Genomic DNA, 23,635 nt, shown 5'->3' with positions numbered 1-23,635 from the left:
TACATTTCTCCTTTCAAATATTTATTCAATATAAGCATAAATAATTTTCTCTAATATTTCTTATCCAATATCACCTTTTTTCGATATTCTATAGGAGGTATACCAACATGTTGTTTAAACATTTTACTAAAGGATACCGGGTTTTGAAATCCAAGTATAAAGGTTATATCAGTCATGTTCTTATCTGTATTTGATAATAATTGCTTTGCTTTTTGTATTCTAAACTCTGAAATATGCTGATGAGGAGTTCTACCGTATATTTGATAGTAAGTTCTTAATAAATGGTTAGGTGATAAACAAGCGACCCTCGCAATTTCATCTAGTTTTATAGGTTTATCAAAATAAGATCTAATATAATCATGTGCAATACTTACCCTTCTAAATAATTCTTCACGTGTAGAATGTCTAATAGCATGTAAGTTTTCTATTTCTTTATATGTATTTACGTGTTCATTTAAAATAGAATACATTATCTTGTGGAAATGTTCCTCATAACCAATCGAATGAATATCAAGACTAGGTAATGTCTGCCTGAAATTTTCCATTTGAGAAGATAGCGTATTATTTTTATGATAGGTTTTTTCAAAAAAACCAATAGAACTCGTATCCTTAAACGGATCGCTTAGAAGATGATCATTTGTGTCTATTAAGGAACGAAAGACCTCTTCTGCAAAGCCTTCTTTAAAGAAAAGACAAAAGGATTCTACAACTTTAGGTTCATCAATTAAAATTGTGTATGCACCTTCATTGAGGAGTAGGTATCTACTCTCTTCAACAGCAAAAAAGCCTTTGTTCGTCTTGTAATGGGCTTTACCATTAAAGAATGTTTTAATGGACAGTTGACCATTTCCCTCCCAGTAAAACTGTTTACTTTTTGCATGTAATATGAAGTTGGCAGATTCTTCTTTTGTCATAATAACAACTCCAAAAATAGATAACTTCTTTCCCATAGTGTTATTATACATAATAATCGAAAAATTTAAGTGTGTACATATATATTACCAACGACTTTGGATGAACCTTACCATAAGTAACGGTAAACTTTATCAATGTGCTTATTGCTCCTATAGATTAAGATATTTTTAGAGTAATTAATGATGTAGATGTTTATATTAAACTGTGAATGTTTGGACTTCACCTTAATCAGTGTTTTAGGATCTTTCTGAATTTATACCCACGTCCTTCCCTAGGGTAATTACCTTTAACAAATTTAATAATGCTTGAAACAAAGTAAAATAAATAAGCTACTATCTTACAAATTCCTGTAAAATTCAGTGGTCCTTATTGTATAATTATTCTAATAATATAGAATGGAAAAGTTAATTTTTGATAACTTTGTAAGAGAATGTGGGTGGAGACTATGATGTGTGAAAGTTGTAATAATAACGTAGAGCAGAATTATATTTATTGTCCGTATTGTTCTGAGAAATTGCAAAGATCTAATAGTAAAACAGAGATAATTGATGCAGGAAGTAACAATATAAATATTGGTTTAGGAAATAATAGCACGCAAGAAATTTATATTGAGCAATTTAATGCTCCAGAAAGGAATAACGAACCCATTGTTGAGTATGTTGATCGTTTAGAAAAAGTAGTTTACGGTGGTATGGATGGTTTTAAACGTAAGTTTGAAGTTTGCGGTATTTTATCAGTTATATCAGCTTTAGTAACAATATTTGATTATTTGCTGACAAAATCAAATTTTACGCTTCTTTTACTTATGACTACTCTTGGATTATTGGCTTATGCTCTTGATTCAAAAGAAAAGAATAAGAAATTAAAGGATCATGGGATAGTGTATAGGGGCAAAAAACCTATACTTACAGTAGAAGAGGACGGGAAGGTATATAAAATTAAGAAATTTGGTATTTGCCCAATATGTGAGGGGCGGGTTTTCATTTATTATGATGAAAAATTTAAAAGGAAGCTTGGAAAGTGTGAAAATAATAAAGACCATCTGTATACCTATGATCATACTTTAGATGCTGGTGCCCCCTTTATAATTTTTGATCTTCATTAATATTTAAAAATAAAATTGAGAATCTAAACAGGTGGAGAAAATACAATTATTTTCTCCACCTGTTTTATTTAGAAGCTAAAGTAAAAATATATTTTGTATTTGTTAACGTGAGCTTTAAGATGTAATGCCATCCCTAATCTGAGTGTAATTAACTTATCATTTTCTAATATTCGCTCAAATACTCTAACATTCCTGAGACAAGTGACTAGGTTGGTCTGGAACCAATAGTGTATGTAATAATTTCACCGTTAAATAAATCTAGAATAGGAGTTAGATAGAGTTTCTCTCCAAACAATTTAAATTCTATAATGTCTGTTACCCATTTTTCATTTGGTTTCTCCGTCTTGAAATTAAGGTCCAATATGTTTGGTGCCGCTTTACCAACTTTTCCCTTATATAAGCGGTATTTATTCAGCCAGACGAGGACATAACTCTCTCATTAAATCGCAGAACTTTTTTATGATTCACCTTATGCCCCTGATTTCTAATTCATCTTTAATACGACGGTATCCATAACGTCCTTTATGTTCATGATATATTGATTGAATCAATGTCTTTAACTCTGCATTTTTGTCTGGCCGATAAAATTGTTTTATCAGTAATAATATGTGCTACGGGGATATCTGCCAGTTTAATTAGTGACTTTACCGGAAATTCTTGCCTTAATTCATAGACTACTTGCGCTTTGTCTTCTTTGGTGATTTCTTCTTGTATTGAAATAAGGCATTCATTTTTTTAAGTAGGTATTCTCCATCCGAAGGTGCTCGGCTTCAGCTTGTAAAGCTTCAAAGAATCCTTCAATAGGTTCCTGTTTTTTCTTTTCGTTACTTTGGTCCTTCTTCATGGATGGGCGCACCTTTTTCTTTGAATTCAGGGCATCAATTCCTAGTGTTTCAAATTGTCTTCTCCATTTTCAAATTAAAGCAGGGGAGGATACATCAAAAATCACAGCTGTTTCATTAGGGGACGCCCCATTATTATTCTTATAATTGAGTACGTTTAGTTTGAACTCAGTTGAACAATTTGTTTAGGATTTTCTCATAATCCTTTTACACCATGATGTTCATATTGCTTCACCGAGTTTCATACAACACTGCTTGATGTACCAATGGACTTCGCAATCGTATGATAACTACTATCCCTACCGTCTAAGTAACGTTGAATTACATTTAACTTTTCATCTTCATTAAATTTAACCATAGAAAAACTGCACCTCGAATTGTTAGATTGTATCCAACAATTGGGGTGCAGTTCAGCATTGTGCTCGTTCGGTTTTCTATTTAGTATTTACTTTTCAATTCACTGTACCTGCATTGGAATATTGAAGCATTTAAAGATTTTAAGAACAAGTTCACTGCTGGGTTATAGTTATTATTTTATTGCTATTAGTCTTAAAACCAGTACCAACTACCTCAAACTCCATATTTTGGACAATAATAATTATAACTACGAGGCAAAGTCCGATTGTTATTAATCTGTAAAGAACTCTATGCAGAATACGTTGTGAAAACAAGGTTGCAACTGTACGTTGACAAAGTGCAACCCATACATGATAGGAAAAATGCAAAAATTTAATAAGATAAAACTAACAATTACTTAGGTGATTGTTAGTTTTAAAATACGAGGAGGATAAAAATGAGTATAGTAGAAGTTAGCGATTTAAGGAAAAAGTTTGGAAAGTTTAACGCTTTAGATGGTGTGAATTTTAAAGTTAATCAGGGAGAAGTATTTGGATTTATTGGACCAAATGGAGCTGGTAAATCAACGACAATTAGAGTGCTGCTTGGAATTTTAAAGGCAACAAAGGGAGATGTTAAATTATTCGGAAAGGATGCTTGGAAAGAAGCTGTTGAAATACACAAAAGAATAGCTTATGTCCCAGGAGATGTAAATTTATGGCCAAATTTAACAGGAGGGGAAGTAATTGATTTATTTATGAAATTGAGGGGGCCAAAAGATGATAGAAGTAAAAGGAAGGATTTGATAAGAAAATTCGGTTTAGATACTACAAAGAAATGTCGAACTTATTCAAAAGGAAACCGGCAAAAGGTTGCTCTAATTGCTGCTTTCTCATCTAATGCAGATTTATATATTTTAGATGAACCAACATCTGGACTTGATCCTCTGATGGAACAAGTATTTCAAGAGTGTGTAATGGAGCTTAAAAATAAAGGAAAGAGTATACTACTTTCTAGTCACATTCTTTCTGAAGTAGAAAAATTATGTGATAAAGTGGGAATCATTCGGCAGGGAAAAATAATTGAAACGGGCTCTTTAGACGAGCTGCGTCACTTAACTCGTACACATATTCTTATTAAGACTAAAAAATCCATATCATCGTTAAATGAAATCCATGGGATACATGAAATAAAAGAAACTAATCAAGGTCTGAGCTTTCAAATTGATACTGAAGCTCTTGCTGACGCTATCAGTTATATTAGTCAATTTGGAATTCTAAAGTTAGAAAGTAAACCACCAACCCTTGAAGATATATTTATGCGTCATTATGAAAACAAGGTTTTGGAAGAAGTGAACGAAACTGGAGGTGTACTAAGTGCTTCAAAATAGATTTGCTAACACTGGTAAACTAGTCAGATTTATTTTGCGCCAAAATAGAATAAGAATCGTATTCTGGATAATTGGATTAGTATTATTTACAATAAGTATGCCACTTTCGTTCAATAATTTATATGAAACTCAGCAGGATAGAGATGCTATTGGTGAAACGATGGAAAATCCCGTAATGACTGCGATGTTAGGAACTGGGGATTTAGATAATTATACAACTGGTGTAATGACAGCCCATCAAATGCTATTAATTACTGCTACAATAGTCGGTTTAATGGCAATTATACTTGTGACACGTCATACAAGAACAGATGAAGAAAAAGGTCGTTTAGAAATAATTCGTTCTTTACCATCAGGAAGCCTTTCCTATTTAAACGCCTCATTGATCGTAGCAAGTGGAACATTTATTGTTTTAGCATTATGTGTAGGTTTTGGATTAAATATGCTCGAAATCGAGAGTATGAATATGGAAGGCTCATTATTGTATGGTGCTGTTTTAGGTGGTACAGGGTTTATTTTCACTGGCGTAGCAGCGATCTCTGCTCAACTTTCAAAAAGCTCTAAAGGTACAATTAGTCTTTCAGTTTCAATATTGCTTCTAGCCTACCTTTTCAGAGCGATCACAGATATTAGTTATGGATTATTAACGTGGTTTTCCCCTTTAGGATGGGTATCGAAAGCCGAAGTATATTCAACTAATAATTGGAGTCCAATCATTTTAATGTTAGGTATTTCCTTATTACTATATTTAATCGCCAACTATCTAAATAGTATTCGTGATTTGGAGCAAGGATTCATAGCATCCAAACCAGGAAAAAGATCTGCTTCACGATTTTTACAAGAACCAATTGGTCTCGCCTTTCGATTACAGCGTACAGGGTTTATCCTATGGACAATTGGCTTATATGTACTTGGTGCTTCTTATGGATCTATTTTTGGTGATTTGGAATCATTTATAGGAGATAGTGCATTGCTTCAACATATGGATGCTACTTCTATAACTGAACAGTTTATTTCAACTTTAATGATAATATTTGCACTAATAGCGACCATTCCGCCTATTATGACTATGAATAAACTCCGTGCAGAAGAGAAAGGGGGACATATAGAGCATTTAATAGGTAACGTGGATTCAAGAGCAAAACTCATTGGGTCATACTTAATTCTAGCTGTTGTGAATAGCTTCGTAATGATATCCTTTAGTGCTTTTGGGCTGTGGTCGACTGCGACATTGGTGATAGAGGGTGGCATTGAGTTGGGGTTGATTTACAATGCAGCTTTGGTATTTTACCCTGCAACTCTTGTGATGATAGGTATTGCTGCTTTACTAAATGGTTTTTTACCTAAATTGACATCTTTGATTTGGTTTTTTCTAGTTTATTCACTTTTTGTTAGCTACTTTGGAGACATAGTTCAATTGCCAAATTGGACAAGGGAACTTTCTCCTTTTTATCATATTCCACAATTGCCTGTTGAGGAAGCGACATTTAAACCACTCTTCTTACTAAGTTTTATTGCATTAATGTTAATTATAATCAGCTTTTTTGGTTATCGAAAACGTGATTTAATAAATTAGTTAAAGTAAAAAAGGGGGAGGGGGACTACCCTACCCCCAACCTCATTATTTTACGTGAGGCTATCATGAATACATTTCCAATCCTATAAACAAATTTATGAGTAGCTTTATCATTAAGTCTCTTTTACAACAAGTGTGGTTTGTGATCCGGGAGAAAAATGAAAATGCAATGCTTCTTCAAGGTCTTTTACAGATAAATTTTCAAGTGTTGGTAAAGTATCAAACAAATTCGTTTCATTAAAATGATAACGGGTAAATTGGTTAGCGATAAACTGAGGTGAGTTAATGGACTTTAAGAAACTCCCAATCTCTTTATTAATCACTCGTTGTGCATGTTCTTTATTTATGGATTCTTTCTGGAACCTAGAAATTGTGTCATCTATAATCTGAATAATTGCTTCAGGTTCTTGACTTTCTCCACCAATTATTGAAAAACCAAAATCTCTTTCATTTGTCCGATCGTAAGTAAACGGAATACTTAGAAACCCATTATTATACATTTTCTCGTATGCCTCAGAGCTCTCACCAAACATTATTTCAAATAGAACATTTAGAGATAACTCGTAATTTAATAACTTTCGGTCTTGTCTTATTGCGTTGGGCTCTTTATGACCAATAAAAACTTTGGGTATTGGAACTGATATATCCATAACGTTTGATTTTTTATTCACGTTTACATCTTCAGCAGCGGATATACGGTAAATCTCTCCAGTTTCCCTAAATGTTTTTTCTTCTTGATTTTTTCTAATTTCCTTTAATAATTTATCAGGAACAACAGACCCAATAACAAAAAGCAACATATTACTAGGGTGATAAAAAGTGTTATAGCAAGCATATAAATCCTCTTTTGTGATTTGATTAATGGACTTTATAGTTCCTGCTATATCATTCTTAACTGGATGAGTCTTATACATATTTTCTAAAATACCAAATCGTGCACGCCAATCTGGATTATTATCGTACATTCTAATCTCCTGTTCAATAATCCTTTTTTCCTTTTCTACCATTTCATCTGTAAAATATCCTTCTTGAACAAAATCTATAAGAGCTATTATATTTTTGTTTATGTTAGATGTAGCTGATAATGTATAGGCCGTACGAGTAAAATTTGTAAAAGCATTAACCGAAGCTCCCTGTTCTGCAAAAGAATGGAGAACATCACCTTTTTTACTATCAAACATTTTGTGTTCTAAGAAATGTGCTGTTCCGTCTGGAACTTGAATCGGAACTTTTTTTCCTGGTAGTAGAAACTTGGTATCTACTGAACCAAATTTTGCTGTAAATGTGGCAACTGTTTTACGAAACCCTTTCTTAGGAAGTATGAAAACTTCAAGACCATTCGAAATCTTTTCGTAAAATAAAGTCTCTCCTAGTTTTTTATAATTGATTGCCTTCATTTTTTAATACTCCTTTCTATCTAAGAAATAGATTGTATCTAGTTCCCACTTATTAGCTGCACGAATTACATCCCTTTTTGATACCCTGCTAATTCTTTGAATCTGATCATTTATGTAATTAGATAACCCACTGTCAACTGCTTGGATTGTTAAATCCATAATTCCTGAAGGTGAATCATATGCTTCTAAGAATAAATTAATTAACATTGCTTTACCTTGTTCAACTTCAGCTTCGGTAAAGTCACCCTCTTTCATTCCATACTCTTGTTTTCTTATTAATTCAACAGCACGTTCATAGTTATCAAAATCAATTCCAGCCATTGTTATTAATAACCCTTTATTACTTTCTATTTGTGAAAGAGCAAAATAAGCAAGTCTTTCTTTTTCACGTAAATGAGTAAATAATTTAGAAAATGGAAATCTGCCAAAAATCGCATTTGCTACCCTTACAGCTTCAAAATCATCATCTTGTATAGTTGTAAAAGTTCTATAACCCAAAAGAAGATTCCCTTGCTTTACATCCATTTTATCTTGAATTACCTTAACTTCTTTTATATCTTTTCTATCTTTAGAAATTGTGATGCTAGATATATTGTTAAATTGTTCACAAAAAGTATTCTGTACCATTAATTTAACATCTTCCTCATTGAAGGCGCCAACTATGAATAAATCGACGCCAGCGACTTGAAGTAATTCTTTGTATATTTGATAAACAGATGTTGCATTAAGAGAAATGATATCCTTTTCACTACCAATTGCAGGAAGCTCGTATGGTTCACCTTTAAACATTTCTTCTATTAAACGATTATTGGAGTAATGCATTTTTTCATTATAAAGGGAATTGATTCGTTGTTTTAAGGAGCGTTTTTCCTGTTCGACAATAGATGATTGAAACACTCCATTTCTAAGAGCTGGTTTAAAAACGATTTCATGTAGTAAGCCAAGAGATTTTTCAAGTAATGAATTAGAGATATTCAAAAATTGGTCTGCTGGAATCTCCATTCTAAAAGAAATAATATGATTTTCTCCTTTTTTATATACATCTGGGGAAATCGTTGCTCCATACATTTCATCAAGTTTTTGTTTTATTAGCTTACGATTGGGGTAATTTATTGAACCACCAATTAAAATATAGGGAATTAATGCTCTCGCAGTAGTAAACTTCTTATTAAGAGGGGTCTTCATGGTTAACATGATATTAATTGTTTTAAATTTATCTGTATTACATAAATGCAGTTTTAAGCCATTCTGATTACTGGAAATTACGCGTATTTCTTCCATCTCCTAACATCCTCTCCTTTAGATTTAGTTTGGTTGATATTTATTCTTCAACAATTTTTAGTTCCATGGAATACAGTACTTGTGGCTAAAACATGATGTTTGGGGAGGGTTTGATGTAAGCGATCCAGATTACTCTTCGTTTGATTCAATAATCTGGGATTACTTATGAAATTATGTTTAATCCTTTTTATTTTACAGAACCCCATTTAATCGCTTGCTTATTAATGGAGGTTAGGAATCCATCTTTTTACAACCCAATTATCATCATAATTTAAACGTATCAAAAATGTCAATATATTATAAAAACTACTTCTCCCAATTATGCAGAAACTTATAAATATGAAATTCCTGACTATCGCAAATTTGTAAAAGCCAGAGTAATTTATTAGCAAAAAACACAGGGTAACATGATTGCAACCGTAAGTTGACAAAGTGCAACCCATGCATGGTAGAACCAAAGACAATGTTTCTTTAAGCTATAGATAGTCATAAGAAAGGAGGAGCATGTTTAAACAAAATATAATAATGGTTTTTTATGAAGGTTTAAAAAAGAGGAGGAAATAGTAATGAAACAAGTTTCGATTATTGGAGTTATTTTTACTGTAGGAATATTAGTTTTTCTAAAGGTTTTTCAGGATTCCATTCCGCGAATAAATGAGCCAATAACAAATCTACTCGTCTTCTCTGGAGTTGTCATCTTTGGTGTTTTATATGGTATATCAACAATGAAAAAAAATAATAAAAAGAAATAAAGGAATTGAGATAAATGATGGAGAATATCTTAGAAGTTGAAAATGTGAATAAAATTTACCCAGATTCAACATTTGAGCTAAAAGACATCACATTTTCAATACCGTATGGCTCAATTGTGGGATTTATTGGTGAAAATGGTGCTGGCAAAACGTCAACAATGAATGTGATATTAGGTGCGTTGAAAAGGAATAGTGGCTCCATAAAAATTTTTAATCAAGAAATGGATTATTCAAATATAGAATTGAAAGAACAGATTGGCGTTGTTTTCGATCAGATGAATTTTTCAAAAAATGTAAACGTGATTCAACTTTCAAATATGTTAAGTTACATTTATCAACAATGGGATAAGGAGAAGTACTTTTATTATATAGAAGTCTTCTCTTTACCAAAGAAAGTAAAGATTGGGAAATTCTCACGTGGAATGTCGATGAAATTATCAATCGCAGTTGCACTATCTCACAATACAAAACTACTAATTTTAGATGAAGCAACAGGTGGTTTAGACCTCAAGGGTAGAAATGAAATGTTGGGTGTCTTTTTAAATTTTGTAAAAGATAAGAACCGCTCGATCCTATTATCTTCACATATTACAAGTGATATTGAAAAAATTGCAGATAATCTTATCTTTATTAAAAAGGGAAAGATTATTTTGCAAATAAGTAAGAAAGAGTTATTGGATAATTACGCGATTGTCGAATGCAAGCCAACTGAATTGGATCAATTAGATTCTGGGATTACCGTTTCATGTAGAAATAAATCGAATATGCTAGAAGTGCTTGTTTCAGATAAACATATATTACCCGCTTCGTTTCCAATAAAAGATAATTCGCTTGATGGGATTACATTACTTTTGATGGAAGGGGATCTAAATGAAAGGGCTCATACTTAACAATCTATATTCAGTGGAAAAAAGCGTAAAATCCTCCACCTTGTTAACTATTGTTGCAGTAATTATTTTGCTTCTAATGAATCAATCAGCCACATTGAAATTAGCAGCATTTTTACCGTTTGTACTTATACCCGTTCATGCATTTGAAGTATTAAAGTATGACGCTATGTCGGGGTGGAATAAATATGAGATTGTACTTCCTGTAACAAGAAAAAGAATTGTTAAAAGTAAATATTTGACCTTCATCTTGCTGGTTATTTTAAGTGTTTTTTTAGTTTTTAGTATTGCTTTTTCAGTTCATATTCTTATGTTTCCAACTATCCATGCCGTATTTTTCAATTATTTGCTGCGTGGAATGGGATTAATCATATGTATAGCTGCTTTAATCTACCCATTAACTTATAAACTCGGCACGGAAAAGTCTGATTCGATTATGATGGGGAGTGTAGGCTTTTCCTTAGGTATGTTTTTTGTTATAACCTTTATACTTGAGATGATAGGTGTTGAAGGTTTTGATGAAAAGTTCTCCTCTATTTTCTTCATTGTATCGAACATATTTTTACTTATTTCTTATGTGGTTTCTATAAAAATATACAAAAACAAGGAGTTTTAGAAGATGTAATAAAGTAGAAAATCAATCAGGTGGATTTTTTTCTACCTCTCTGTTATTTGAATAAACCGGGCCTTAACTGGTTGCCTGCCACCATTTATATTTCTTTGCTTTGAAATAGGGGACTTACAGCTAGTTAATCCGGGAAATGGAAGGAGTGAAAAGTAAGTGGCATTTGGTGAAAAGCTATTCAAATTGAGAAAAGAAAAAGGGCTTTCCCAAGAGGCTCTTGCGGAAAAACTGAACACATCAAGACAGGCCGTAAGCAAATGGGAAAATGGACAAGGGTATCCTGAAACTGAAAAGCTACTTATGATTGGAAATATATTTGAGGTTTCTATGGACTATTTGCTAAAGGATTCTACTGAGCCTAACAATGACGGGGATGCAGGGTATTACGTAAGTAAAGAAATGGGAGAGGGGTATTTATTATTTACACATAAAGTTTCTAAGAATATGGCATTAGGATTTTTTCTAATTGCCTTATCTATAATCCCCTATTTTATTTTTAAACAAGAACCAGCAATCTTTATCATGCCAACCATCATTTTAGCTACATTCGGAATAGTAATGTTTGTTTCTGTATCGTCTTTTGATGAAAATCAATATAAAATTCTAAAGAAAGAGACCTTGATTTTTGATGAGAAATATCTTAATGAGTTGAACAGAAGATACGAGAAAATGAAGAAAAAGTATGGTTTTATAAATTTAGTCGGCATGCTATTATTTATTTCTGGAATTTTGGCCTTTGGAATAGATAGAAAGTACATTGATTCCGAATTTTTAGTACCTTATTACCCAATCTGTATAGGAGTGATAGCAGTTGGCCTGTATATTATAACACGAACTTCAGTCGTACTTGACGCATATAAACTATTGGCAAAAAATGAGGAGTATACCGGTAGTTTTGGCTATAAACTACGAAGGAAAGCAAGAAAAAAAGTTGATGATTTTTAATCCCTGGATTTAATCAAGTTCTAAATATATTTACTTTGCTACCTTCAAATATACCGTATTATCTAACGTTAGTGATATATTCGATCTATTAGCACTTAAGAAAATTGATATGTAGGAGTGTGTGGATGAACAAATACTAAGTGGAACAATATCCTCACTCCTCTTACTGATAAATAAATAGTGATAAATCTTTTTTGAATCTAAATGGATTCTTAATTAGTGTTAAAACTCCTACATACTTACCAAATCATTTCCTATCCTCTCTTAAATTATTCATCCATATTTATTACAACGTTTTACCCGTATAAGCTGGCAATCTACTGAACGAAATGACTTTAGATAAAATTCTAACCATTATAAAATTTCATTTATGAGTTGGAATCAAATTATAGATATAATATTATCCTCACTCCATGAATAAGTATTTCTGAACAAAACAACTGACCTAATTAATGAATAAACTAATTAGGTCAGTTGTTGTTTGGCAAATTCTTGATATAATGAGTGTTTTTCCGCTAATTCCTTGTGAGTGCCACATCCTGTAATTCGACCGTCTTCGATAAAAAGGATTTGATTAGCATGAACAATTGTTGATAAACGATGAGCTATTACAAAGGTGGTTCTGCCTTCCATTAAACGTGCAAGTGCTTGTTGAACAACACTTTCTGATTGACTATCAAGGCTTGCTGTTGCCTCATCCATCATTAACAGTTTTGGGTCACGTAAAAAGGCTCTTGCTATTGCAATTCTCTGTCTTTGTCCACCAGAAAGCAATACCCCTCTTTCCCCAACCTCCGTATCAAGACCTTCTGAAAATTCCTCAATAAAATCTTTAGCATAGGCCATATCAGCTACCCTCCAAAGATGCTCGTCTGAGATTTCCTTCCAGTTATCTAAACCATAGCATAGGTTTTCACGAATAGTACCGGCCATCATGGGGCTATCCTGAGAAACATAGCCTATTTGACGACGCCAAGAATCAATTGATATGTCTTTAATAGGTGTTTGACCGATGTAAATTTCTCCTGAATCTGGTTCATAATAGCGTTCAATTAGTCCAAATATCGTTGATTTTCCTCCTCCACTTGGACCAGCTAATGCGATTAATTGACCAGGATCTGCATGAAATGAAACATTTTGTAGGATGGGTTCGTTCTCAACATATGAAAAAGAGATATCAGACACTTTGATTGGCTGGTTACTAATATCAATATTTAACCCTTCTTGCCCTTCTTCCAACGAGAGATTCATAATTTCAATGATGCGTTCAGTGGCTCCCTTTGCTTTTTGTAACTGGGTAAAGAAGATTGCGAAAGTTGTAAATGGCATAATGATTTGGAAGAGGTATAATAAAAATGCAACGAGTGTCCCGGTAGACATTGTTCCACCTGCCACTCTCATACCTCCATAGCTAATAATAATGACAATGACAATCATAATTGTAAATTGCATTAAAGGGGAAATTAAGGCAAAAATTCTACCTTCCTTTAGTCCATATTCTAGTAATTTTTGAATTCCTGATAAACCTTTTATTTCCTCGTTTTTTTCAGCTGTGGATGCTTTCATTAAGCGAATTTCACTAAGTGTTTGTTGTATGTTCCCAGTAAATTGAGCTGTTTCATCTTGTAAGCCGCGTGATATTTTCATCATCTGACGGCCAACGGGCATAATAATAGCCAATGTTACAGGAACAGCAATCAACATCATCAGCGTCATTTTCCAGTCCATCAAGAGCAGCAATATTACAGCACCAATAATAGAAATAATTCCAGTTATGAATTGAGGTAAATGATTAGAAATTAATTCTTTCACAATACTAGTATCATTTATGACGCGGCTAACAGTTTCACCACTTGATGTTTGATCAAAATAACTAACAGGTAAACGAATAAGTTTAAACCACATACGCTCTCTAAGACTAGCAACTATCTTTTGACCTACAGCCGTGAGTAAGTATAAAGATAACCCGCTTATAATAGCCTGAATAATAAAGGCAGCTCCCATCATGATGATAAGAGGAATACTCAGCGATTGGACAGAAAAACCATCGACCAGATTTTTTGTTAACAGAGGAATAACAAGTCCAGTTAGTGTTGTAATAATGCTTGATAATAACCCAAATATAAGTGCCACTTTAGGTATTTTGATTGATAGAATCAGATTTAAAAATGGTCTCAGACCATTTTGTTTTTGTACCATATGTATTAGCCCCTCCAAAATGTGATATTTCTATATATTATTTCCTATTAGAATAATAACACTTTTTCACAAAATAGCCACCATATTTATTAGACTAGTTTGATTATAGATTTAATACAATTAATTAAGAATTGAAAGAATTTATAAATATGTGGTATGGTTAATTTGGAGGGGGAAAAATGTTGGAAGCGAAATTAATAGATATGGCGAGATTGTTTGTAGATAAAGGATTTATGGAAGAAAGTATTAAAAAAGATACAAACCGTTACATCGAATACAAATTTAATCAGTCAATTGAATTTGCAAAAATAACCGGAATCCATTTTGAGGTCTTTAGTGAGAATAAGGTTACGAAATACAAGATGAAAGCAATGACAATCATAGAATTAATCATTCTTGCCTCAGATATAATGGATGATATGCAAGATAAAGATGCGCATAAAGACGCACCTTGGAGTAAATTGAATGACGCATTCAATTTTAATATTGTTGTTGGGATATTACTTATTTGTTTAAAAGAGATAGATGGTATAGGAAAAAAAGAAGACACAGATTGGATAAAACAACATACTCAACAGTTAATATTGCAATCAATTTCTGGCCAACAGATAGATTTAAAAAATGAATTAATTAGTGAATCGGATTATTTGTATATGTGTCACATGAAATCAGGGTCTTTAATTGCTTTAGCATGCTTATTAGGGGCAGGGAACATACATAAACAAATACATAAAAAAATAATTGATTACGCCAACTATTTGGGAGTAATTTTTCAAATTAGAAATGATGTTTACGATATGGAAAATGGTTTTGAAAAAAAGGATCTATTAAATAAGAAAAGAACACTGCCTATTTTATACTATTTAAACACAGTGGATGAGGAGTACACAGCGATTCAAGACTATTATTTAAGGAAATCATCAAATCTTGATGTTGTAAAGGTTCACCAAGATTTGATGAGAGGAGATGCACTATTATATTGTTCAGTTGTCGAAAAAGTATTTATCGGTAAATATGAGCGAATAATCAGTGAATTAAACTTAGCAAAAGAACAAAAAGGTTTATTATTAAGTATTATCTCCAGTTAGTAGGCACTGGAAGAGAAAAAACGGTATTGTTACTATTGCTTTTGGAATAATTGTTAATAAAAAGTACTTCTTCTGATGTAAGCTGAAGATTTATATCTAGGTGACTATCATTGCTACAAAACCTTGATCGAATGTTCTTTGAATCTTTTTTTAATTGTTGCTGAACAAGTTGCATTATCATTGTTTCACACCTCCTTTCAAGATAAGGAAAAAATAGGAGTAGAAGATAAATGCTAAAAATAAATAAATATAAACTAGTAAAGACAACATTTTATTTACTACATATTTTTTTACTCATATTAATAGTTCGAGAATATAATAATGCTTGGAATATATTATTTTTACCAGTGTTTTTTTCAGCAATTACTTCCATCTTAACTTATATTATATACACACATAGTGATAAAAAATCCAGTCAATACCTTATATATTTTTTACTAGCAGGTTCTTTATCTTATTTCACCTCACTTGTACAATCAATAGAAAATTATGTAGCTATCATTGTATTCAGTGCTTCCTTTCCGTTAAGTAGTTATTATTTTAATAAATTTACTACGGAAATATTATTTAATAGAAGAATCATTAGAAGAAGACAAAATAAAGCCGAAAGACTAAATACTTACCTTTTACTAGCTGTAATTTGCATTGACTGCTTTGCGATTATCTTTGAAGGAATGCTAAGTATTAGTAAGATTATATTTGTTATTTACTTTTCCGTTAATATTTCATTACCTTTGTTCAAGATAGTTTACTACTTGTTAGTACATAAGGGACAGAGAGAAAGACCATTTCTAATTTGGATGTTAGTTATTCCACTGGTGGCATTTGCCCCATTTATATTTTTACACGCTTTGCCTCTTCTAATCTTTGGGGAAGGAGTTAATGCTTACATAACTGCATGGACTTTTTTTGTAATTCCAATTGGCTATACCTACCTAATGCTAACCAGAAAGCTCTTAGATCTTCAATTTATTTTTAACCGGACTATTTATTATAGTGCTTTAGCGTTGATAATCTCATCTTTTATAATACTGGTTTTATTTTTACTTTATCCTAAACTTAATATTATTGATTTGGTACAAGCGTTTTTTATTATACTATTATTAAATACAATGTTTTTACTCGCAAAAGAACAAATTGATTATTTGTTACGTAATTCTCTTTTTCAAGATAAAAATAATATTATTCAATTTATTGAACGGCTAATACTAGAATTAGAGAATTGTTTAACACGACAGGACGTAAACCAAATTGCAATAAAAGAGATTAAAAAGAATTTTAATATGGTTGATGCAACAATCATAAAATACAATACGGTTACAAAACTAATAGAAAAAGAGTATTTAATAGGGGAAAATAACTTTGAAAATATTCCTCTTGAGCAGATTATTGATATTAATGGTCAAATCATCGACTATGAAAATAATTTTGGAGTCTGTTTATCAAGGCATTCTGATAGTGTACACTACCTGTGGATCGGTGACCATAAAGAACATACGCGCATTAGTATCCATGATAAGTCTTGGTTTATTCTTTTTATTTCGTACCTACGACTTACCTATGAAATAATAAGAATGAATGAAGACTCTGTAAATCAGCTAATTGAGGGAGAAAAGATTACATCTACTGCAATATCACGTTTTCTATTCCATTTTGCTGAAACAGAAAGAAGAAGACTTGCTGAAGATATTCATGATACGATTTTACAAGATCAAATATATATTTATAGAGAATTAGATATGCTTACCACTATAAATAACCAACCTGAATTTATAAATCTGAAAGAAAGTTTTAAAGAAATTATAGATAAAACAAGACGAACATCTACAGAAATGATTCCCAATACATTATCGATTAAAGGTTTGGCCTATTCACTAAACGAATTACTTTATCAATTTAAAGAAAAATCACAGTTTCAGTTAAATTATGAAGTAGAGTTAACTACAGATGACTTTGACCACTACGAAAAACCGTTATTGATTTATCGAGTAATAGAAGAATTAGTTAATAATGCTATAAAGCATTCTGATGCAGGACGAGTATCAATGATTATTTGGGATACGGAAGATCAGATAAACATTGATTATCTGGATGATGGTAAAGGTTTTGAATATAAAGAAGCACTCCACCAGGGTCGAATTGGACTGAATAGTTTAGTAAGACGAATTAATAATATTAATGGAGCTATTGAGTTTGCTACGGATAATCCAAAGAAAGTGCATATATATATAACGATACCGAGGTGAGAATATGCTAAAAGTATTAATTGTAGACGATCATTATCTAGTAGGGGAAGGAACGAAAACCATCCTAACAAAAGGTGGAGAAATATCAGCCCATTATGTATCTTCAGGAGCAGAAGCTTTAGCTATGCAAGAGGAATTTGATATTTATATTGTAGATATTCATATGCCGGAGATGACTGGAATTGAATTATCAAGAGAATTACTAAGAATGAATACGAGTAGAAAAATTATTTTGTATACTGGTTTTGCGGAACAGGAAAGCTTGAAATTGTTCACTGATATAGGTATTAGTGGAATTATAAGTAAAACAGCGACAATATCTGAACTACTTAATTTAATTCAAACAGTTGCAATGGGTCAAACTATTGTGCCTATCAGTATTTTTAAAAGTAGAAATATGATAAAATCCGACAGTAAGAAGCATGGATTGACAGAAAGAGAACTGGTAGTATTAAAGGAAATTTCAAAAGGGTTAAGTAACAGAGAAATTGCTGATAAGTTATTTCTTTCCGATCGAACCATCGAATATCGTTTGACCAAAATATATAGAAAATTAGGTGTTAAATCTAGAATCGAAGCATTAAATATGGCTTTAAGTAATGAGTACTTAGAACAGTAGCAAATCTCAATTTGTTAGTTATAAAAAGTTCTCATCCTATTGTAGATAATGAAAGTTTCCTTTGCATTATTCACTGAGTATGGCAATTATATTTTATATTTATTTCTGAACATAAAAATTATTTCAAGCATTAGATCAAACCTTAAGAACATTTGAGCATAAAACCTTATTTGTTGTTCTTCCAAAAACTCTAAGCAGTGTTAAGTATTAAAACTATGGGAATGCCGTAAAGCCGGAGCAATAAAACCTAGGGTGTTCCGAATAATAAAAATAGGGTATATTTAGGGAATATACAGTCAATTTTTATGCTAGTATGAAGCTAAGGTTAATAATCAAACTATTAATCTACAAATACAAAGTCTTAGGAGGTGGAAACGACATGGAACAAGTTTTAAATTTACAAAAACTTCCTCAAAATGAGGCAGGAGACGTAGCTGTTGCTTGGACTCCGATTACCTTGACTACACTTTGGTCAACACAGAGCTCAAACTGTTAATAACGAACAAAACAGACATACATCAGAACAAAACAGAAGATACATCAACGGAAGGCCTAGTTGAATTTATTTCTCAACTAGGCCTTCACTTACATAACACCGTATTATCATGGTTATGAGTTTTATAATTATTATGTTTATTCATAGAGCTAATAATATATCGAATATATATTTGGGAGAGTGAATTGTAATGAATAATCTTCTTTTTGAGCATCTAAAAAAGCCGGATGTATTTGAACCTAGTCCTGATGATATATGGACAGATCCTTTAATGTCAAATTTAGTAATGCAAGAACATCTAAATCCTAATACTCCTGGAGGCAGTGCGAATAATTCTTTTATAGAGAAGTGTGTAAACTTTATAGCAGATATTTCTCCACCTAACGAGTATGAGAAAGTTATTGATCTAGGTTGTGGCCCCGGACTTTACTGTGAAAAATTGGCAAAAAAAGGATATCAAGTTACGGGGGTGGATTTTTCGGAAAGTTCAATACGTTATGCTGAAAAACAAGCGGAAAAGGAAAATTTAGATATCGAATATAGAGTTGAAGATATCCTGGAATATGAAGGGACGAATAAGTATGATATAGCATTATTAATTTACTATACCTATAGCTCCTTAAATGAAAAAGAAAGAGGAGGAATATTGGAGAATATATATAATAGTTTGAATAAGGGTGGGGTATTAATCATTGATGGTTTTTCTGCAAATGTTTATAACGATTTTAAAGAAGAACAAATTTGGAGCTTTAACAAGAAACAGAGCTTGTTATCGACAGAGCCGCACATTGGATTCATTCAAAAGCTAAAATACTCAGATTTAGTCACCTTAACAAAAACAACAGTTTTATTAGAGGATGCTTCTCCAAAAACATATAGTTATTGGAATCAATATTATACCAAAAATACAATTGAGAAAGAAACTAGTGACGCAGGATTTAAAACAAAAGGAATCTATTCTAATGTTTCAGGTGATGAATATAGTGAGGATGGCAATAGCATAGCTCTTGTAGTAGAAAAGTAATCTAAAAAAGATTGTTGATAGACAAAAGAGAGGAAAGGGGAATATTTTAATGGATAAAAATTTAGCTTATTATGACTATTTAAATGAAGACTCGAATTACTTTGTTCCCAATAATCTAACGCCCTCTAGTGAAAAATACTTGGTAATGAATTTACCAGATGATTGTATCATTAGTAATGATGAAAAGTCAGTATGGAAAGTTTATAATTTTAAGGAAGGTATTTTAATAGAGCAAGGGTGGAAAATCCATATTAGTGCAACTATTAATAATGCAAAACAGATATTAAGTAAGGTCAGTGATCTATTAGTAGCACGTAAAATACCTTTTAAACATCTTAAAAGTGAATATGAATTCATAAACACAAACTCAAAAACTGCAAATAGAGCAAGTTCAGGAAAATTTATTACAATTTATCCACCTAGTAATGAAGCTTTCTTAAATTTATTGAGTTTATTGTATAATACACTACAAACCTATGAAAAGGGACCTTATATATTTAGCGATAAACGTTGGAGGAATAGTAATATTTATTATAGATACGGTGGTTTTATCGCAATATTCAACGAAGATGGTGAAATGTGTATAAAGGATGAAAAAGAGAATTTGATTGTAGATGAAAGAGTCCCTTATTACCAAGTCCCTGATTTTGCTAAAGAATTTGATCAATATATAGACTCTGTAAATAATAAATATACCATAGAAGACAATACTAAAAGTAATAAGTTTGCTGAGTATGAATTTAAAAGTGCAATTCGATTTACTAATGGTGGGGGAATATATGAGGCAGAGAGGAAAAAGGATAAAAGAAAGGTAATTGTAAAAGAGGCGAGACCAAAAGCGGGGCTGGACGGTCATAAATTTGATGCTTTAGAAAGGCAAAAAGTTGAATTTGACGCTTTAACAAAACTATCTAAAGTAGACGGTGTAGTTAATGTTCTAGACTACTTTACTTATTGGGAACATAGTTATCTTATAGAGGAGTATGTTGATGGTATAAGTTTGCAACACTGGACTTCTGCAAATTACCCTTATACAGCAAACAGCGATATTCACATTTATAATGATAATGTAATAGAGATTCTTTCTAATTTAGTAGATATTGTGGAGAGCATGCATAAAGAAGGTATCGGTATGGGAGATCTACAACCAGCAAATATAATAATATCTCAAGATTTAAAGGTAACTCTCATTGATTTTGAAACAGCTCGCCCAAAAGATTTTGAAGGTAAATCACCAATGAGAACTTATGCATATTCCCATCCAGAAAATAAAAATAACGGAGAGAGAGACTGGTATGCCATAAAGAAAATTTTAAGGTATTGTTTTATGCCAATTGGAAATATAGAAGACATAGATCCCAAGAAGCAAGAATACCAATATCAATGGATTGGAAAAACTTTTGGTGAAGATGTGCTAAAGTTTCTACAAGATATAATAAATAAATGCAATAAACATCTTTCAACAATAGAAGAAGATAATTACGCTGATAATCAAGTTATGATAAATAACAACAATATACTTTCAATCATAGAGGGAATAAGTAATGGGATTGATAAAAACTTAGTATTTAGCGATAAGTTAATTCATGGTGATATAAGACAATATATAGATAATGAAGGGAAATTAAATATACAAAATGGTGCTGCAGGAGCAATTTTAGCACTTTGGAGAACGGGAAATTTAACTGATGATATCACTCATTGGATTGATAACTACTTAATCAGAAACTCTGACACCCTTTCACAAAACGGTCTATATACAGGTAAAGCGGGTATTGGATCACTACTTTATGAAATTGGCTATAAGAAAGAAGCAATAAACATCCTTTCAGAAATTGACAAGAACTTAGATGCATCGGATATTACATTAAGATCAGGTCTTTCGGGTATTGGTCTCACTCTAGTTAGTTTATATATAGAAGAAAAAGATGAACAATATCTTACAAAAATAAAATTTATATCTAATTTAATAGACACTTTTATCTCAGAGAATAACGAATTAAAATCACAAGATTGGTCAGGTATCCCAATTGGACTAATTGATGGATGGTCAGGTGTATCACTGTTTTATTCAGCTTTATATGCGATAACAAAAGATGAAAATTATTTAAATAGAGCATTTGATTTAATTAATAAGGATTTAGAAAAAACGCAGGAATCAAAAGAAACGCTACAAACTTTAGATAATACCAATCGTTTATTACCATATCTTTCAGGTGGTTCAATAGGAATAGGGACAGCAATAGTATACTTGAATCATGTAAGTGGGAAAAAACTTTTTCAAGAAGAGTTAAGTTTGATTGCTAATTTGAATGGTGTTAAATGTACACTTAGCGCTGGTCTATATGATGGGGCTGGAAGTTTTTTATTAATTCCCCCAATGCTAGGAGAAAATAACTCTAAATATGTGGACACAAAGGAAAATGTAATAAATTTAATAAATTTATTCTTAATTTATAAGGAAGATCATATTTTAATTCCTGGAAATCTTTGCTATAGATTGTCTGATGACTTCCAGACAGGCAGTTCTGGAATTATATTAGCACTTGAAGGGATTCTCGAGGATAATCCACTTTATACATTACCTTTAATAAATATTGTTAGTTTTTATAACCGGACAGGTTTCCTCCAAGAGACATATACTTTGAATTAAATGAGATTAGTAAAGTATGAATAAATTGCATGGAATCAATGTTTTTAAAACTAATTTCATGCGATTTATTCATTTTATTTAGTTGAGTAACAAATATATGTTTCGTTGTACGGCATAAAATAAACAACATTTTAAATACTATAGTAGACTAGCTGGAAACAAATACTAACTGAAGAAAGATACGATGGAAATTACAATAATTCCCATTGGTAACTTAAAGGAGAAGTATATCATGCAAGGCATCCAGGAATATTTGAAACCTCTCCAGCTATGCCAATGAAGTGACCCTCTCTGGAAACTACATCAGTGAGGCAACTCCGTTGGTCCGGGCGGACAGGGCTACGGCATTGCTATCGAGGGATCAGCGGACCAGCATGATCCGAATGCCGCCAACGATTCCAGGCGCAATATCATAATCGGCAATACTTTTGATGGAGAGCACTTGCGTCACGCCATTCTGCTGCAATTCCCCACGCACAATAATCTCGTTGCGAAAAATACTATTATCGGCAGCCACCTCGATGCCATCGACCTACACGGCGAAGGTGAATACCTGAATGAGATCCGGGAAAATATGGTCATAAATGGTCAACGAGCGGGTATTGCACTGGGCAATTCTGGCGGGTCCAAGAACAAGCATGACGCCTCAGGATCTGGAAACTGGGTGCACTCCAAGAACCTGATTGGAAACAGTCAGGGAATACTCGTAATCCTGGGAACTCCTAATACTCTCATCGAGAACAACAGAATCAATGCGAGGGAGGATTCAAATACTGGCATCGAAGTCCGCAATGCACCGGATACGGAGTTGCCCGGTAACCACATCACTCGAGGTAGTGACGAGTTCTGGGCTATTCACCTCAGTGAAGACCACGGAACTGACGGAAGAGGCAGAGGAATTCCCTCAGGCATTAAAATTGAGGGCAACGTCATTCGACAAACCGCCAACGGAATTAGGATTGATGCGGGGAAAAACCTCAGCATGGATGATAATACCTTGGATGGCATCTCCGGGGACGAGCTAAGGGCAGCTGACTTTGCCCAAAAGCTCGGACATCTTCTTGCTTTCCAGCCCCATCATGCCGGGTGGATAAAGACTTGGGTTAGGTTTCCAAGGATGCGAAAGCGGGGGACAAGTAATCCTTATGTTAACTTCTATAATTAACCCAGCCCTCATAAAAAGTTGGGCTGGGATCCATCTAATTAATTTCATTTATCTTTAAACCATATTTAATATATTCACATACTACTTATTCCAT

18 protein-coding genes and 1 pseudogene are annotated in these 23,635 nt (G+C 32.5%); 14 read left to right on the top strand and 5 right to left on the bottom strand.

All coding sequences use genetic code 11. The features are described from left to right. Positions 1-50: 50 nt before the first annotated feature. The gene (locus tag NST46_RS06440) at positions 51-914 is read right to left on the bottom strand and encodes an AraC family transcriptional regulator (RefSeq protein ID WP_341136960.1); all 864 of its coding nucleotides are present in this window, start codon (positions 912-914) and stop codon (positions 51-53) included. A 446-nt stretch (positions 915-1,360) separates the two neighbouring features. On the opposite strand from NST46_RS06440, the gene NST46_RS06435 reads away from it, so the two are divergent. Next, positions 1,361-2,020: a hypothetical protein gene (locus NST46_RS06435; RefSeq protein ID WP_341136959.1), complete on the top strand. Its 660-nt coding sequence runs from the start codon at positions 1,361-1,363 to the stop codon at positions 2,018-2,020. Positions 2,021-2,228: 208 nt separating this feature from the next. Here the strand turns inward: NST46_RS06435 and NST46_RS06430 are convergent. Continuing rightward, positions 2,229-3,220, bottom strand: a pseudogene (locus NST46_RS06430) (IS3 family transposase); the annotation flags it as partial. Between the two features lie 435 nt (positions 3,221-3,655). On the opposite strand from NST46_RS06430, the gene NST46_RS06425 reads away from it, so the two are divergent. Together NST46_RS06425 and NST46_RS06420 are read left to right on the top strand one after the other, a co-directional pair. After that, a complete protein-coding gene (locus NST46_RS06425) occupies positions 3,656-4,588 on the top strand; it encodes an ABC transporter ATP-binding protein (protein ID WP_341136958.1) in 933 nt (310 codons plus the stop codon). Further along, complete coding sequence (locus tag NST46_RS06420; RefSeq protein WP_341136957.1) at positions 4,575-6,164, top strand: ABC transporter permease; 1,590 nt, start codon at positions 4,575-4,577, stop codon at positions 6,162-6,164. The genes NST46_RS06425 and NST46_RS06420 overlap by 14 nt, the downstream gene beginning before the upstream one ends. Before the next feature lie 113 nt (positions 6,165-6,277). Here NST46_RS06420 and yfmH read toward each other — a convergent pair whose 3' ends face one another. Continuing rightward, positions 6,278-7,561, bottom strand: coding sequence for an EF-P 5-aminopentanol modification-associated protein YfmH (yfmH, locus tag NST46_RS06415; RefSeq protein WP_341136956.1), 1,284 nt, complete (start codon positions 7,559-7,561; stop codon positions 6,278-6,280). Positions 7,562-7,564: 3 nt separating this feature from the next. Then, positions 7,565-8,842, bottom strand: a complete 1,278-nt coding sequence (gene yfmF, locus NST46_RS06410; RefSeq protein WP_341136955.1) for an EF-P 5-aminopentanol modification-associated protein YfmF — start codon at positions 8,840-8,842, stop codon at positions 7,565-7,567. Between the two features lie 566 nt (positions 8,843-9,408). Here yfmF and NST46_RS06405 point away from each other — a divergent pair. The 4 genes from NST46_RS06405 (at position 9,409) to NST46_RS06390 (ending at position 12,051) form a co-directional block, all read left to right on the top strand. Next, positions 9,409-9,594 (top strand): hypothetical protein, encoded by a 186-nt coding sequence (locus NST46_RS06405; RefSeq protein WP_341136954.1) that lies wholly within the window; start codon positions 9,409-9,411, stop codon positions 9,592-9,594. A gap of 17 nt (positions 9,595-9,611) precedes the next feature. Then, positions 9,612-10,484, top strand: a complete 873-nt coding sequence (locus NST46_RS06400; RefSeq protein WP_341136953.1) for an ABC transporter ATP-binding protein — start codon at positions 9,612-9,614, stop codon at positions 10,482-10,484. A 13-nt stretch (positions 10,485-10,497) separates the two neighbouring features. Beyond that, the gene (locus NST46_RS06395) at positions 10,498-11,097 is read left to right on the top strand and encodes an ABC-2 transporter permease (protein WP_341136952.1); all 600 of its coding nucleotides are present in this window, start codon (positions 10,498-10,500) and stop codon (positions 11,095-11,097) included. Positions 11,098-11,262: 165 nt separating this feature from the next. Continuing rightward, positions 11,263-12,051 (top strand): helix-turn-helix domain-containing protein, encoded by a 789-nt coding sequence (locus tag NST46_RS06390; RefSeq protein WP_341136951.1) that lies wholly within the window; start codon positions 11,263-11,265, stop codon positions 12,049-12,051. A 465-nt stretch (positions 12,052-12,516) separates the two neighbouring features. Here NST46_RS06390 and NST46_RS06385 read toward each other — a convergent pair whose 3' ends face one another. Then, positions 12,517-14,250: an ABC transporter ATP-binding protein gene (locus NST46_RS06385; protein WP_341136950.1), complete on the bottom strand. Its 1,734-nt coding sequence runs from the start codon at positions 14,248-14,250 to the stop codon at positions 12,517-12,519. A 182-nt stretch (positions 14,251-14,432) separates the two neighbouring features. On the opposite strand from NST46_RS06385, the gene NST46_RS06380 reads away from it, so the two are divergent. The 7 genes from NST46_RS06380 to NST46_RS06350 all read left to right on the top strand — a co-directional run bounded on the left by NST46_RS06380 (position 14,433) and on the right by NST46_RS06350 (position 23,541). Beyond that, complete coding sequence (locus tag NST46_RS06380) at positions 14,433-15,338, top strand: polyprenyl synthetase family protein (protein ID WP_341136949.1); 906 nt, start codon at positions 14,433-14,435, stop codon at positions 15,336-15,338. Between the two features lie 230 nt (positions 15,339-15,568). Further along, the gene (locus NST46_RS06375) at positions 15,569-17,584 is read left to right on the top strand and encodes a sensor histidine kinase (protein WP_341136948.1); all 2,016 of its coding nucleotides are present in this window, start codon (positions 15,569-15,571) and stop codon (positions 17,582-17,584) included. 4 nt (positions 17,585-17,588) lie between these two features. After that, entirely contained in the window at positions 17,589-18,203 is a 615-nt protein-coding gene (locus NST46_RS06370; RefSeq protein ID WP_341136947.1) for a response regulator transcription factor, read from the top strand. A gap of 379 nt (positions 18,204-18,582) precedes the next feature. Next, on the top strand, positions 18,583-18,699 hold the full coding sequence (locus tag NST46_RS06365) for a class III lanthipeptide (RefSeq protein WP_341136946.1): 117 nt from the start codon (positions 18,583-18,585) through the stop codon (positions 18,697-18,699). A 190-nt stretch (positions 18,700-18,889) separates the two neighbouring features. Beyond that, positions 18,890-19,723: a class I SAM-dependent methyltransferase gene (locus NST46_RS06360; protein WP_341136945.1), complete on the top strand. Its 834-nt coding sequence runs from the start codon at positions 18,890-18,892 to the stop codon at positions 19,721-19,723. Positions 19,724-19,772: 49 nt separating this feature from the next. Continuing rightward, a complete protein-coding gene (gene lanKC / locus NST46_RS06355) occupies positions 19,773-22,376 on the top strand; it encodes a class III lanthionine synthetase LanKC (RefSeq protein ID WP_341136944.1) in 2,604 nt (867 codons plus the stop codon). 346 nt (positions 22,377-22,722) lie between these two features. Further along, complete coding sequence (locus NST46_RS06350; protein ID WP_445321732.1) at positions 22,723-23,541, top strand: right-handed parallel beta-helix repeat-containing protein; 819 nt, start codon at positions 22,723-22,725, stop codon at positions 23,539-23,541. The last annotated feature ends 94 nt before the right edge of the window (positions 23,542-23,635 follow it).

It is taken from the genome of Oceanobacillus sp. FSL W7-1309 (assembly GCF_038002145.1).
GTDB lineage: Bacteria > Bacillota > Bacilli > Bacillales > Amphibacillaceae > Oceanobacillus > Oceanobacillus profundus.
Note: the sequence above shows the minus strand (reverse complement) of the source record. Positions and strands in the feature narration are given on the sequence as shown.